The following is a 13,332-nucleotide window of genomic DNA, read 5'->3' as shown; positions in this document are numbered from 1 at the left end:
GGGGCGGCTATTGCATCAGAACTGCATCTTCTGCCGTACAGGGGAATTGACCATCCTTGCCGAAAATCCCTCGGCCTTTGCGATCAGGGACAAATTCCCGGTCCGGCCATTACACACGCTGATCATTCCGAAGCGCCATGTGACGGATATTTTCGCAACGGACGCAAGCGAGCGGGAAGCCATCCACGATCTCGCTCTGCTGTGCCGGGAAGCGATCGTCGGCGAGGATCCGTCCGTGAGCGGATTCAATTTCGGGTCAAATATCGGCCATGCAGCTGGCCAGAAAATCTTTCATGCCCATGTCCATCTTATTCCGCGCCGGCCGGGTGAGGGGGATTTGCCTGCGGCGAGACCCGGCTGAGCGCTGATGCCGCCAAAGACATTCAGGATAGCCTATGACATCGACTGACACCGAATGCCTTGCCTCCACCGACCGCCTTGTCCTTCGCAAGTTCGTTGCGGAGGATTTTGAGGCCTATAGCGCCTATCGCTGCATGCCGTCGGTCTACCGCTTCCTTTATCGCGATCCGCCTTCGCCAGAGGTGTTGAGGGAGCGCTTCGATGCAAGCTTGAGCGCATCTTTCTCTGACAATGGCGACTACTTGCGCTGTGCGGTCGTTCGGCGGGATGACGGCGCCTTGCTGGGCGATGTTGGCCTGATCCTCGCCAACAAGGCGGCCCTGCAGGCCGAAGTGGGTTATGTCTTCAATCCGGCCTATGGCGGCAAGGGATATGCGACGGAAGCAGTCGAGGCCGTCATTACTCTTGGCTTTGAAAGCTTCGGCTTCCATCGGATTTTCGCGCGGCTGGATGCCAAGAATATTGGCTCCGTCGGTGTCGTAGAGCGGCTCCGCCTTCGGCGCGAGGCGCACCTTGTCCAGAATGACCGCTTCAACGGCATTTGGGGGGACGAATATGTCTATGCCATCCTGCGGCAAGAGTGGTCCGAGAGAAGTCTGACCGGATCGCGGTAGTTGCCAACGGACGCCCGAGGAAAGTGCGCAGCGCTTTCCGTCCGGAACGTGCAAGACAACCATAGCTATTGCCGTCCGTCATATGCGCATCAGGCGACGGGCGCGAATCGATAATGTCCCGTCCGCTGATAGGCAAACAGGGTGTCATCCTCGCTTGCCCCGGCGCCGATGTTCTGGATGACCAGCGGCCGTCCCGGCACTTCGGCTGACGTTTTCGACGAGACGATGACGATATGGGTGAGATTGCCCGGAAGCATCTGGGTGACGAGGTCGCCGGGGTGATAGGTCGCGAAATCCTCGGTCAATGACAGCGCCGCTTTCCGCCGCGTGAAATAGGCGGCCAGATTAGGGACGCGGCGATGGTCGATATTCGGATCGGGCGCCTTCATGCCCCATGCCTTGGGATAGGCTGCAAAATTGGCCTTCATGTCCTCGTGCAGCAGTTTCTGCAGATCGAGTCCGAAGGCCTGACGATAGGCACGGATGACGACATCGGTGCAAACACCGCGATCGGGGGGTACATCTCCGCCTGGATAGGCAAGTCTGACATAGGTGGGATCGTAACGTGTGGTAACGCCAATCTGCGTTCTCGCCGCCTGCACCAGAGATGACGGCCACGCCGGCGCAGCCATGGCGGCTCTGCTCGCCAAAGGCATTGTCGAGACCAGGGCCATAAGACCACTTTGCAGCGCCGCGCGGCGCGTGACTTCAATCATTCGTTTCCCCTTCTTACGACGGCCGTGGCCTGAACCTCTTCAATCCGAGGGGGAGCCTCCTTTTGAAACGAGGCGAATCTATGTGTAGTTCACGCGTCGGTGGAATTTTGAGGGCGGCTCGCTTCGAAAGCAATTCCAGGAAAAGTGCGCAGCGGTTTTCCGCGTCCGGGATTGCGTATATACCCAAGGCTCAGCGCTCGGAGCATGCGGAACTCGAAGGGACGGCAAAGGCAACGAATCGGCCGCGTTAACCCGCATTCGATAAAATTTTACGAAAATTTTAGGTTAATTCTATCTTGCCGGGGATGGCCCGTTACGGCCGGCCGGAATTCCGATACATCCAGCGCATTCAGCAGTATTGCCAGCATGTCCATCGGCGTTCATTGACCATTTACGGGAACCCCAGCCGTGAACACCATAACTGTTGCCAATTCCAGACCGCTCGGGCCATCGGCTGAGACGACATCGCTTACCGTCGTCGGCACGAGGGCGCTCGGGCCGGATCTGCTGCGTGCGCTCGCTATCCTGCTGGTCATGCTGGTGCATCTGCCGGCCGAGGCGACCCCGCTGCCGCTTGTCGGCATCAGGCCCTATGGCTGGATCGGCGTCGACATATTCTTCGTGCTCAGCGGCTATCTCATCGGCACGCAATTGATGGCGGAGGTCGCGCGCACCGGCCGCGTGGATTTCAAGGGCTTCTACCTGCGTCGCGCATTTCGCATCCTGCCGGCGTTCCTCGTCGTACTTGCCCTCTACACCTTCGTTCCGTCGCTTCGCGATGCGCCGACGATGCAATCGGTCTGGCGGTTCCTCACCTTCACCGTCAATTTCGGGCTTGATCCGCGCTATGGCGGAACCTTTACGGAAGCCTGGTCGCTGAGCGTCGAGGAGCATTTCTATCTCGCCCTGCCGGTTCTCGTTCTTTTTCTGAGACGCAGGGTAACGGTGGCTCTCCTCCTATTTGCGATCGCCGCGATCATGGTTGCCGGCATGGGCCTGCGGTTCACGATATGGGAAAGTCAGGTCGGCCTGCCGGCCGGGGCAGGTGACTACAGGGAAGCCTTCGCGGCCTATCTGCGGGATGTTTATTATCCGACATATAATCGGCTTGATGGCCTGACCTTCGGCGTCGCTCTGGCTGCTGTCAGGCTGTTCAGGCCATTGCTGTGGGGGCGCTATATGCCGCCCTATATCGCCCTCGTCATCGGGGTCATCCTGGTCATGGCCGCGCTCATGATCTTCTCTGGGCGAGGGCCGTTCGCAGAGACCAATCTGCCGCTCGTCCTGCAGTCTCTTTCGGGGGCCGTTGTCGGGTTTCCGCTATTTTCGGCGGGTGTGGCGTTCGTTCTGGGTGCGCTGCTGGATCTGCAGCCTAAGATCGGGCGTTTGCATATGCCTGCCGTCACGGGCATCGCAACACTATCCTACAGCCTCTACCTGACCCACAAGGGCGTCTACCATCTCGACAGGATGGTGTTTGGCAGGGAGAACCTGCAGGGCCTGTCCGGTTTCGTGATCTATCTTGCCACGTGCTTCATCGTCGCGGCGGCGCTTTGGTTCCTGGTCGAAAGAAGCTTCCTGCATCTGCGCGATCGTCTGGTGCAGCGATCGCGCTGAGCCATCCGTTTCCCCGCACGAAAAAGGCGGCCAATGGCCGCCTTTGTGACTACTTCTTCGCCCAGAGCACCTTGAAGCGGGCGTTGCGGCAGGTCTCGCCATGCTCCCTGAAGCTTTCCGCCAATACCGGCTCATAGGGCAGGCCGCGATTGGCAACCAGCATCAGGCGGCCACCGCCGCGCAGAGCCGAGGCTGCCGCCTTGATCATCGCCTGCCCCAGCGAAGGCTCGGCGGCGTGACCCTCATGGAAGGGCGGGTTCATGACGATCAGGTCGTATTTGTCCTTGACCGGCTCGCTCGCCAGATCGTGCCAGAAGAAGCGCTGAGCGACTTTCGGGCAGTTTGCCAGCAGATTGGCGCGGGCGGCCTCCAGAGCGCCGTAGTGGGCCTCGTAGAGGTCGATGCGGGCGATCCTCGGCGATTTGGTCGCAAGCTCGACCGAGAGATAACCCCAGCCGGCGCCGAAGTCGGCGGCATCGCCGGAAAAGTCTGTCGGCAGGCGCGAGGCAAGCAGCTCCGAACCGGCATCGATCCGGTCGTGCGAGAACATGCCGGCCGTCGTCGTGAAGCGGTCTTCGACGCGCGTTTCCGACTTTGTCAGCGGTGCCGTCAGTGCCTTGACGTCGGCGGGGCGGGAGAACCAAAGGGCGACGCCGTGATATTTCGGCATGTGCTCAACCGTGAGACCAAAACCCTCGAGGCGCTTGCGCAATGGCTGAATGCCGTCTTCCTTGCTGCCGGCGACGACGATGAGGCCGCCTTCCTTAACACGCGAAAGCGCTTCGGCAATATTGCCTTCGTTCTCGCCCTTATGCTTGCCGCAAAGCACCAGCGCGCCGTCATAATCAGCGCCCTCGATCTCAGGCGTCACATTGATCCGCTGCGCCTGCAGCTGGCGATAGAAGGGGCGGAAGCCCTGAACGGCGGAAAGCTCGGCAGCAAAGTCCCCAGGCAGCGCAAAGCCGGCTTCGGCGCCGAGAAACAGGATCCGCTGGCCCTCGCCGGGCGCGTCAACGGTGCCGGAGGCAAAGGGATGGAAAAGGGTCTTCAGGGCGTCGCGGCTCATGGGTGCGGTCTCGTTTTTTGTTTCGTTGGTTGGGCCTGCGGGCAGGTATCTGTCCCTGTGCTTGCCCCTCATCCTAGCCCTCTCCCGTTCGGACGGGGAGAGGGCTAGGGTGAGGGGCCGGGCACAAAGCTTCGGGAAAACCGAAATTGCCAGCCTCTTCAATATAAAAGGGGCGCGGAAACGAATCCCGCGCCCCGGAACCTGAATGAAGGCGCAGCTTATTCGGCTGCGTCGTCCTTCTTCTTGTCGGCGGCGATTTCCTGGCCGGTAGCCTGGTCGACGACCTTCATGGACAGGCGAACCTTGCCGCGTTCGTCGAAGCCGAGCAGCTTGACCCAGACCTTGTCGCCTTCCTTGACGACGTCCTGTGTCTTCGCAACACGCTCGGAAGCGAGCTGCGAAATGTGGACGAGGCCGTCGCGGGCGCCGAAGAAGTTGACGAAGGCGCCGAAGTCGGCGGTCTTCACAACAGTACCTTCGTAGATCTGGCCGACTTCCGGCTCAGCAACGATCGAGTGGATCCACTTGCGGGCCGCTTCGATTTCCTTGCCGGAGGACGAGGCGATCTTGACGGTGCCGTCGTCTTCGATGTTGATCTTGGCGCCGGTCTTTTCGACGATTTCGCGGATGACCTTGCCGCCCGAGCCGATGACTTCACGGATCTTGTCGACCGGGATGTTCATGACTTCGATCCGCGGTGCGAATTCGCCGAGCTGGCCACGGCTTTCGGTGATTGCCTTGGACATTTCGCCGAGGATGTGGGTACGACCGCCCTGTGCCTGGCCGAGAGCGACCTTCATGATCTCTTCGGTGATGCCGGCGATCTTGATGTCCATCTGCAGCGAGGTGATGCCGTCGGCAGTGCCGGCGACCTTGAAGTCCATGTCGCCGAGGTGGTCTTCGTCACCGAGAATGTCGGAGAGAACGGCGAAGCGTTCGCCTTCCAGGATCAGACCCATGGCAATGCCGGCAACCGGCTTGGCCAGCGGGACGCCGGCGTCCATCAGAGCGAGCGAGGTGCCGCAAACCGTTGCCATCGAGGACGAGCCGTTGGACTCGGTGATCTCGGAGACGACGCGCAGCGTGTAGGGGAACTGTTCAGCCGTCGGCAGCATCGGGCGGATAGCGCGCCATGCGAGCTTGCCGTGACCGATTTCGCGACGACCCGGGGAACCCATGCGGCCGGTTTCGCCAACCGAGTAGGGAGGGAAGTTGTAATGGAGCAGGAAGCGCTCCTTGTACATGCCGGTCAGGCTGTCGACATACTGTTCGTCTTCGCCGGTGCCGAGCGTGGCGACGACGATTGCCTGCGTTTCACCGCGGGTAAACAGCGCCGAACCGTGCGTGCGCGGCAGAAGGCCGACTTCCGAAACGATCGGGCGAACGGTCGACAGGTCACGGCCGTCGATACGGCTCGAGGTGTCGAGGATGTTCCAGCGAACGATCTTGGCCTGCAGGTGCTTGAAGACGGCGCCGATGACTTCGGCGGAATACTTCGGCTCTACGCCTTCCGGGAAGAAGTGTGCCTTGACCTTTGCCTTGACGGCGTCGACGGCAGCGTAGCGCTCAGCCTTCTGCGTGTTCTTGTAGGCGGTGCGCAGTTCGGCTTCGGCGATGCCGAGCATCTCGGCTTCGAGTTCGGAATAATCTTCCGGCGTGAAATCGCGCGGTTCCTTGGCAGCGACTTCAGCGAGCTTGATGATCGCGTCGATAACAGGCTGGAAGCCGCGGTGACCGAACATGACTGCGCCGAGCATGACGTCTTCAGGCAGTTCCTTGGCTTCCGACTCAACCATCAGAACGGCGTCCTGCGTGCCGGCGACGACGAGATCGAGGCTCGATTCGTCCATCTCGTCGAGATGCGGGTTGAGCACGTATTCGCCATTGATGTAGCCGACGCGAGCGCCGCCGACCGGGCCCATGAAGGGAACGCCCGACAGCGTAAGCGCTGCGGAGGTTGCTACCATCGACAGGATGTCGGGATTGTTTTCGAGGTCATGCTGGATGACCGTGACGACGACCTGCGTGTCGTTCTTGTAGCCTTCCGGGAAAAGCGGGCGGATCGGGCGGTCGATCAGGCGGGAAACGAGGGTTTCGTTTTCGCTCGGGCGTCCTTCGCGCTTGAAGTAGCCGCCGGGGATCTTGCCGGCTGCGTAGGTCTTTTCCTGGTAGTTGACGGTGAGCGGGAAGAAGTCCTGGCCCGGCTTCGGCGACTTGGCCGAAACAACGGTGGCAAGAACCACGGTCTCGCCGTAGGTGGCAACGACGGCGCCGTCAGCCTGACGGGCGATCTTGCCGGTTTCGAGCTTCAGCGGGCGGCCTGCCCACTCGATTTCGACGGTATGGATATCGAACATATCTTGTCCTTACATTGTGCGGGAAAAGGCGCCGTCGCCGACGATTTCGGCAAGGCGCATCTTCAACCGCACGAAATGTGACGCATCACGGGCAAGACAACGAGAGGCTTTCGAAATCAGGCCGAAGCGCGAAGCTTCGGCTGAAAGCATCCGGCAATCCTGCCCCATGACAGGTCAACGGTTGTTGTTGGCAGCGCCGGCCCATCCGGGCTGCCGGCAGCTTCGCATCGCGCAGACACAGGGCGCGAGGGAAGCTGGTCTCAAGGGTTCATACCCTTCATAAGCATCCGGCGGACGTTCAGGTGAACGCCCGCCGGAAATTCTATTAGCGGCGGATACCGAGGCTGGTGATCAGCTTGGTATAACGGCCTTCGTCCTTCTTCTTGAGATAGTCAAGAAGCGAGCGCCGGCTGGAAACCATCGTCAGAAGGCCACGACGGGAGTGGTTGTCCTTCTTGTGGTCCTTGAAGTGGTCCGTGAGGTTGTTGATGCGCTCGGTCAGGATCGCAACCTGGACTTCCGGAGAACCGGTGTCGCCTTCGACGGTCGCATATTCCTTGATCAGCGCAGCCTTGCGCTCAGCAGTGATCGACATCGGATAGTCCTTTCTATGAGAGGAAATTAAAGTCGCCAAACGCCGGGATGTCGTCCAGCATTGGCCGCGAATGCAATCAGGCATGCCCGATGCTGGCGCTGCCTATAAACCAAATGAGCGCCAATGGAAAGAGGCTTCTCCCTGAGCCGGTTTTCAGCGCCCTGCCATCGCGTTCCGGATCATGGCATCGTAGCCCTCGGGATCCTGCAACATGGCGAAATGGCTGGCATCCTTCAGAATGACGAGCTTTGCCCCCGGGATCTCCTTCGCCATCATCTGGGTATGGTCGAGCTTGACCGCCTCGTCATGGTCGCCGATGGCAAGCGTCACCGGCACCGTGATCTTTCCGAGGTCGGCTGCCGTCCATGCCGGCTGGGTCGCCCACATCTGCGAGATCTGGTTGACGAAGGCATCGTATTCGTTCGGCGTCGGCGACAGCTTCTTGTAATAGTCGCCAGCGACATTGATGTAATCGTTGAAGGTCTTGTTGTTCATGACATCGGGTTTTACGCCGTCCGTCGTGACATTGGCTGCCTGGGCAATCACGCGCGTCAGCTTTTCTGGATGTTTCATCGCCATGTCGATGCCGATGATGCCGCCGTCAGACCATCCGACGAGCGTCACCTTGCCGATCTTCAGATAGTCGAGCAGCGCGACGTAATCTGACGTCATCAGGTCATAGCCGAAGGGCTGCTGGCTGCGCGTCGAGCGGCCATGACCACGGCTGTCGGCGACGATGACCAGGTGATCCCTTGCGAAATCGGCCACCTGGCGGCCCCATATGTCGGCATTTCCGAGCCCGCCATGGATGAAGAGGATCGGGTCACCCTCGCCATATTCGGCATAGTACATCTTGATGTCGTTGACATCGGCCATGCCGCTCGTTTTCGGCTGCGGCATTGGCGGAAATGGCGGTAGCCCAGCCCATCGCTCGGCGGATTGGGCGCTCGCAACGGTCATAAACAGGGAAAGGAATGCAAGTATTCCGAATGCAACTCTGCGCATGTTTGCCCCCTTTTGAACGGGCCGTGGCGGCCCGTCGGGAAGCATATCGCATCGCCGTTACCCGGCAATAGAGCGCCGTGCTTCCCAAGGAAACGCGGCGCTCTATCTCTTACTCTACGCATCAGGCTTTCCGAAAATCGATTCCGATTTTTTGGCCGACGCTGTAGCCGGCTCTCCCGGCTGATTGAAGGTCAGACGAACACGCGCTTGGGGCGGAACTCGCCCTGGCCGATTTCGCCGATGGCAATCAGCTTGCCGCGCGCCGTGGCATAGGCCTCGGTTTCCGCGACGGGCGCATCGCGGCCGCGAACCAGGATCGGGTTGCCCATCTTCAGGCGGTGCGCCTGATCGTCGTTGATGACGAGATGCGGTAGCGACGATAGGGCTTCCGCCGTGTCGATCAGCAGAGCATCGAGAGCGGCGAGCCGCTCGTCGGCATCCTCGATCGCTTCCAGTGCTACCAGAGCGGCGAGCGGCACCATCGTCTCCTCGGCAAAGGGCGCGACGAAGCTGCGGCGCAGGCCGGAAATGTAGCCGTAGCAGCCGAGCTCGCGACCGAAATCGCGGGCGAGCGCCCGCACATAGGTGCCCTTGCCGCATTCGACTTCGAAATGCGCCGTATTCGCATCCGGGCAGGCCAGCAACGTCAGGCGGAAGATTTCCACTTCGCGCGAGGGGATTTCGACCGTTTCGCCTTCGCGGGCGAGGTCGTAGGCGCGTTCGCCTGATATCTTGATGGCGGAGAACTGCGGCGGGATTTGATTGATGACGCCGGTATATTTCGGCAGCAACGCCTGGATATCGTCTTCGCTCGGACGCTGGTCGGAATTGGCGGTTACGCCGCCCTCGAGATCGTCGGTGGCGCGTTCTTCACCCCAGGTCACGGTGAATTCGTAGATCTTGCGGCCGTCCATGACATAGGGAACCGTCTTGGTGGCGTCGCCGAGCGCGATCGGCAGCATGCCGGAGGCGAGCGGATCGAGCGTACCGGCATGGCCGGCCTTCTGGGCCTTGAATAGCCACTTGATCTTGGAAACGGCTTCGGTCGAACCGAAATCGACTGGCTTGTCGAGGATGAGCCAGCCCGAAATCGGGCGGCCCTTGGGCTTGCGTGGCTTGGACATTCTCTGTCTCTGTTATTGATCTTGGTCGTTGTCGTCTTCGAGGTCGCGGCTGACCTCGGGCGAGCGCAGCAATGCATCGATCTTCTGGTAGTTGTCGAAGCTCGTATCGTCGCGGAAGCGGACTTCCGGCATGTATTTCATCTGCCGGAGCTGCGGGCCGAGACGGCCGCGAATATATTTCGCATGGCGGTTCAGCGCGTCGATGACGGCGCCGTGGTCGGAGACGCCGAGCGGGGTCACGAAGGCGGTGGCGATCTTCAGATCCGGCGACATGCGCACTTCGGAGATGGAGATTACGGTGCGCTCGATCAGGTCGTCGCGCACTTCGCCACGCTGCAGAACCTGCGTGATCGCTGAGCGCACCTGCTCGCCGACGCGAAGCATGCGCTGCGAAGGCGCGGAAGAAGTTGGTCTGGTCATGGTTGTTCCGTTAGCAGCGTCCCGTGGACGCGATAAAGGGGGTCAAATGACTCGATCCGGCGCAAAGGTCAAGGCTGGACAGGGTTTACGGCCCGCCAGAAGCCGAGAATCCTTGCGAATGCGGCATCCTGTGCCTTGTGATCGGAGAAAGCCGAGGCTGGAATATAGGTGACGAAGGATTCGAGATCGAACTCGATCCGCCCGTCGGCGCGGCTGATATTGACGATCTCGCTCCAGCCGAGCCAGATCTTCGTATCGGTCGACGCCCAGGACGCGCCCTCCGCATTGGCGGTCACGGTGATCGTGACGCCAGGCCGAATGCGTGAATGCATTGCTGCCCGCCGTCGTCGCATTGCCCAGCGGGAGTAAACCAGAATGAGGGCGTAGACCATCAAGGAAGGCACAAGCCATATAATCGCGATGTCGGCTTCGTGGATGGAAGGCGATAGTCCGAACACGGGAACATACACATAGCATCTTAGCAGATAGAAAAGAACCGGCAGGCCCGCGCCGACTGTAATCGCCGATATGAAGAACCATCCCACCTCGTTCTGGGCTTTCTGCGGACTGCGGCGCGCCATGCGTCTGCCTGCCCGCAGCATCACCGCGACATGTTCGTCGGGCTGGCGCACGAAGGAAACGGTGACTGAATCGTGATCTTCAGACCCTGTGGTCATGGCAGCAGTTCATCCTTGCTCGCTCGGCTCCAATAAAAAACCGCCGGTCATAGCCGGCGGTTTTGATATCTCGCAAATCGAAGGATTGCTTACAGCGTGCGCGTAATATGCTCGACGCGGAAGCACTCGATCGTATCGCCGACGCGGATGTCTTCGTAGTTCTCGAAGGCCATACCGCATTCCTGGCCCATGTTGACTTCCGAGACTTCGTCCTTGAAGCGCTTGAGCGTCTTGAGCTTGCCTTCGTGAATGACGACGTTGTCGCGCACCAGGCGAACACCGACGCCGCGCTCGACCTTGCCTTCCGTAACGCGGCAACCCGCGACCTTGCCGACCTTCGTGATGTTGAACACCTCGAGGATCTCGGCATTGCCGAGGAAGGTTTCGCGACGCTCCGGAGAGAGCAGGCCCGACATCGCTGCCTTCACGTCATCCACCAGGTCGTAGATAATGTTGTAGTAGCGGATCTCGATGCCTTCGCGCTCTGCGAACTGGCGTGCCTGTGCATTGGCGCGAACGTTGAAGCCGATGATGGCCGCATTCGAAGCTTCTGCGAGCGAAATATCCGACTCGGTGATGCCGCCTGCGCCCGAATGGACGATGCGGGCACGGACTTCGTCGGTGCCGAGCTTGTCGAGCGCTCCGGCAATGGCTTCGATCGAGCCCTGCACGTCGCCCTTGATCACCAGCGGGAATTCCTTCACGCCGACGGTCTGCAGCTGGGTCATCATCTGTTCGAGCGAACCGCGCTGGCCGGACTGGCGGGCAGCGGCCTTATCGCGGGCCAGACGCTGGCGGTACTCGGAGATCTCGCGGGCACGGCTCTCGTTTTCGACGACGGCGAACTTGTCGCCTGCCGCCGGTGTGCCCGACAGACCCAGAAGCTCGACCGGCGTTGCCGGCGTTGCTTCCTTCACATGCTCGCCCTTGTCGTTGATCAGTGCGCGCACGCGGCCCCACTGGTCGCCGGCAACGACGATCTGACCGGGACGCAACGTGCCCTTCTGAACGAGGACCGTGGCGACGGAGCCACGACCACGATCGAGCTGAGCTTCGATGACGGTGCCTTCTGCCGTGCGGTTCGGATTGGCCTTGAGGTCAAGGATTTCCGACTGCAGGAGAATGGCTTCGAGCAGCTTGTCGAGATTGGTGCGGTTCTTCGCGGATACTTCCACGTCGAGCACTTCACCACCCATGGATTCGACGAAGACTTCGTGCTGCAGCAGTTCCATGCGGACCTTCTGCGGGTTGGCTTCGTGCTTGTCGATCTTGTTGATCGCCACGATGATCGGAACACCCGCCGCCTTGGCGTGGTTGATCGATTCGATCGTCTGCGGCATCACGCTGTCATCGGCTGCAACGACCAGGATCGCGATATCTGTCGCCTGGGCGCCGCGGGCACGCATTGCCGTAAAGGCGGCGTGGCCAGGAGTATCGATGAAGGTGATCTTCTGACCGTTCTGCTCGACCTGATAGGCACCGATATGCTGGGTGATGCCACCGGCTTCGCCGGCCACCACGTTCGCATGGCGGATAGCGTCGAGCAGCGAGGTCTTGCCGTGGTCGACGTGACCCATGATTGTGACGACGGGCGGACGCGAAACCAGTTCGCCTTCCTCGTCGGCAACGTTGAAGATGCCCTGTTCGACGTCGGATTCCGAAACGCGCTTGACCGTGTGGCCGAATTCGCCGGCGATGAGTTCGGCCAGATCGGCGTCGATGACGTCGCCCGGCTTCATCATCTGGCCTTCCTTCATCAGGTACTTGATGACGTCGACGGCGCGTTCGGACATGCGCTGCGACAGTTCCTGAATGGTGATGGTCTCAGGCAGAATGACTTCACGCGAGATCTTTTCGCGCGTTTCCTGCATCTGGCTGCGGCGGAACTTTTCCTGGCGGCGGCGCATGGCCGAAAGCGAGCGGCCGCGAGCGCTGCCGTCGTCGTCGACATTGGCCGTCGTGACCGTCAGCTTGCCGCGGCGGCGTTCGTCCTCGGTCTTCGGGCGCGTCGTGACCGGCTTTGCCGGTTCCGGACGCACGACCTTGCCGCGTGCGGGAGCGCCGCGCGGTGGGCCACGGTCGCTCTCTTCTTCATTGACACGGCGGCGGTTGGCAGGTGCTTCCGTGGCAGGAGCGCCAGGACGTGCCGGCTGCGGAGCCGAATCCGGACGGCGCGCGACGACAGGGGCCGCAGCTGGCTGTGCGGCCGGCTTCGGTGCTTCCACTGCGGCGGGCGCTTCTACCTTGGCTTCAGCGGCGCGGGCGGCCTCTTCGGCGGCGCGACGGGCAGCTTCGGCCTCCTCGGCGATGCGGCGTGCCTCTTCTTCCTGGCGGCGGCGCACTTCTTCCTCGGCACGGCGCACGGCGTCCGCGGCATCGCGGGCCTGGGCGTCGGCGAGTGCGCGGCGGCGGGCATCCATTTCATCGGCGGACAGATGGTTCAAAACCACCGGGCGCGACGAGCGTTCCTGCTGCGGGCGCTGCTGATGGCTCTGGTTGGACTGCCCCGGCCGCTGCTGCTGGCCACCGGGCTGATGAATGCGCGGAGCCGGCTGCGGCGGACGCGGCGGCTGCGGTGTCGGTTCTGCAACCCGCGTCACCGATGGCGCTGCGGCAGTCGTCGTCGAACCAATGATCGGCTTTTCGTCTTCTGGGCGTAGAGGGCGACGCTTGCGGGTCTCAACCACGACCGCCTTGGTGCGACCGCGGCCCATATCCTGGCGCACGGTGCCCTGGTTCACGCCTGAAGGCTTCAGGGTGAGGGTCTTCTTACCCGATGCA

General features: G+C 61.2%; 13 protein-coding genes. 3 read left to right on the top strand and 10 right to left on the bottom strand.

Annotated features, from left to right (window positions below):
* The first annotated feature begins 10 nt into the window (after positions 1–10).
* Together ACIQJ2_RS36145 and ACIQJ2_RS36140 are read left to right on the top strand one after the other, a co-directional pair.
* On the top strand, positions 11–361 hold the full coding sequence (locus ACIQJ2_RS36145) for an HIT family protein (protein ID WP_400677347.1): 351 nt from the start codon (positions 11–13) through the stop codon (positions 359–361).
* A 34-nt stretch (positions 362–395) separates the two neighbouring features.
* Complete coding sequence (locus tag ACIQJ2_RS36140; protein WP_400677344.1) at positions 396–974, top strand: GNAT family N-acetyltransferase; 579 nt, start codon at positions 396–398, stop codon at positions 972–974.
* Positions 975–1,063: 89 nt separating this feature from the next.
* Here ACIQJ2_RS36140 and ACIQJ2_RS36135 read toward each other — a convergent pair whose 3' ends face one another.
* Positions 1,064–1,690 carry a DUF1287 domain-containing protein gene (locus ACIQJ2_RS36135; protein WP_199150046.1) on the bottom strand — a complete coding sequence of 209 codons (627 nt, stop codon included), beginning with the start codon at positions 1,688–1,690 and terminating at the stop codon, positions 1,064–1,066.
* A gap of 408 nt (positions 1,691–2,098) precedes the next feature.
* Here ACIQJ2_RS36135 and ACIQJ2_RS36130 point away from each other — a divergent pair, with 408 nt between their 5' ends.
* Entirely contained in the window at positions 2,099–3,307 is a 1,209-nt protein-coding gene (locus ACIQJ2_RS36130; RefSeq protein WP_400677341.1) for an acyltransferase family protein, read from the top strand.
* 49 nt (positions 3,308–3,356) lie between these two features.
* Here ACIQJ2_RS36130 and ACIQJ2_RS36125 read toward each other — a convergent pair whose 3' ends face one another.
* The 9 genes from ACIQJ2_RS36125 to infB all read right to left on the bottom strand — a co-directional run.
* Positions 3,357–4,373: a class I SAM-dependent methyltransferase gene (locus ACIQJ2_RS36125; RefSeq protein WP_199150044.1), complete on the bottom strand. Its 1,017-nt coding sequence runs from the start codon at positions 4,371–4,373 to the stop codon at positions 3,357–3,359.
* A 218-nt stretch (positions 4,374–4,591) separates the two neighbouring features.
* Positions 4,592–6,730 (bottom strand): polyribonucleotide nucleotidyltransferase, encoded by a 2,139-nt coding sequence (gene pnp, locus ACIQJ2_RS36120; RefSeq protein ID WP_400677337.1) that lies wholly within the window; start codon positions 6,728–6,730, stop codon positions 4,592–4,594.
* A gap of 9 nt (positions 6,731–6,739) precedes the next feature.
* Entirely contained in the window at positions 6,740–6,880 is a 141-nt protein-coding gene (locus tag ACIQJ2_RS36115) for a hypothetical protein (RefSeq protein WP_199150042.1), read from the bottom strand.
* 175 nt (positions 6,881–7,055) lie between these two features.
* Complete coding sequence (gene rpsO, locus ACIQJ2_RS36110) at positions 7,056–7,325, bottom strand: 30S ribosomal protein S15 (RefSeq protein ID WP_047635766.1); 270 nt, start codon at positions 7,323–7,325, stop codon at positions 7,056–7,058.
* A 153-nt stretch (positions 7,326–7,478) separates the two neighbouring features.
* A complete protein-coding gene (locus tag ACIQJ2_RS36105; protein WP_400677333.1) occupies positions 7,479–8,330 on the bottom strand; it encodes an alpha/beta fold hydrolase in 852 nt (283 codons plus the stop codon).
* 191 nt (positions 8,331–8,521) lie between these two features.
* Positions 8,522–9,454 carry a tRNA pseudouridine(55) synthase TruB gene (gene truB, locus ACIQJ2_RS36100; protein WP_400677331.1) on the bottom strand — a complete coding sequence of 311 codons (933 nt, stop codon included), beginning with the start codon at positions 9,452–9,454 and terminating at the stop codon, positions 8,522–8,524.
* A gap of 12 nt (positions 9,455–9,466) precedes the next feature.
* On the bottom strand, positions 9,467–9,874 hold the full coding sequence (gene rbfA, locus ACIQJ2_RS36095; RefSeq protein WP_199150039.1) for a 30S ribosome-binding factor RbfA: 408 nt from the start codon (positions 9,872–9,874) through the stop codon (positions 9,467–9,469).
* A gap of 68 nt (positions 9,875–9,942) precedes the next feature.
* Entirely contained in the window at positions 9,943–10,551 is a 609-nt protein-coding gene (locus tag ACIQJ2_RS36090; RefSeq protein ID WP_400677328.1) for a hypothetical protein, read from the bottom strand.
* Positions 10,552–10,640: 89 nt separating this feature from the next.
* Positions 10,641–13,332: translation initiation factor IF-2 (gene infB / locus ACIQJ2_RS36085; protein WP_400746744.1), on the bottom strand; the 2,692-nt coding region annotated here is incomplete at its 5' end.

This window comes from Rhizobium sp. NPDC092011, assembly GCF_044756305.1.
GTDB lineage: Bacteria > Pseudomonadota > Alphaproteobacteria > Rhizobiales > Rhizobiaceae > Rhizobium.
This window is presented reverse-complemented; position numbering and strand designations above follow the sequence as displayed.